Genomic DNA, 982 nt, shown 5'->3' on the forward strand with positions numbered 1-982 from the left:
AGCGTCGGCGTCGGCGCCGTGCTCGGCGCCACCTTGCTGCCGCGCGTGCGCGAGCGCATCAGCAGCGACCGCCTGGTGCTGCTGGCCAGCCTGCTCTATGCCCTGGTGCTGCTGGCCCTGGCCAGCCTGCGCCACTTCGCTGCCCTGCTGCCGGTGATGCTGCTCAGCGGCGCGGCGTGGATCGCCGTGCTGTCCAGCCTGCAGGTCGCGGCGCAGACTTCGGTGCCGGACTGGGTACGGGCGCGGGCGCTGTCGGTCTATATCCTGGTGTTCTTCGGCAGCATGGCTGCCGGCGGCGCGCTGTGGGGCTTCGTCGCCAGCCAGGCGTCGATCCCGCTCGCCCTGGTCGCCGCGGCCGGCTGCCTGGCGCTGGGTGGACTGCTCACGCCGCGTTTCCCGCTGCCGGTTACCGAGGCCGAGGATCTCGCCCCGTCGCTGCACTGGCCGGCGCCGATCCTGGCCGACGAAGCCGACCTCGAGCGCGGCCCGGTGATGGTCACCCTGCACTACGACATCGCCCCGGAACATGCCACGGCCTTTCGCCAGGCGATGAGCGAGGTGGCGCGCATGCGTCGGCGCAACGGCGCGTTCTCCTGGGGCCTGGTGCAGAGCAGCGAGAACCCGCGCCACTGGCAGGAGTTCTTCTTCGACGAGTCCTGGCTCGAACACCTGCGCCACCACGGCCGGGTCACCCGCGCCGAGCAACGCATCGAGGCGGCGGCCAGGCAGTTCCAGAGCGCCGGGGTCGCGATACGCATCGACCACTTCCTGACGCCGGGCAAACAGGCGCCGGAGCCTTCGGAAGCGCAGCATGCCAGCGATCCGCGATGACGGCGCAGCGGCGGCAGGACGCCCACCGCCATGAGCCGGCAGGCCCTGTTCATTCACGGAACCTGGCTCACCCCGCTGATCTGGAGCCGGTTTCGCCGTCGCTTCGAGGCCTGCGGCTATAGCTGCAGCGCGCCGGCCTGGCCGCTGTTCG

At 71.6% G+C, this 982-nt stretch carries 1 protein-coding gene; it reads left to right on the plus strand.

Annotated features, from left to right (window positions below; genetic code table 11):
- The coding region (locus N878_RS22290; protein WP_021445735.1) for an MFS transporter at nt 1–831 on the plus strand (831 nt) is incomplete at its 5' end.
- Between the last annotated feature and the right edge of the window lie 151 nt (nt 832–982).

This window comes from Pseudomonas sp. EGD-AK9, assembly GCF_000465935.2.
GTDB lineage: Bacteria > Pseudomonadota > Gammaproteobacteria > Pseudomonadales > Pseudomonadaceae > Aquipseudomonas.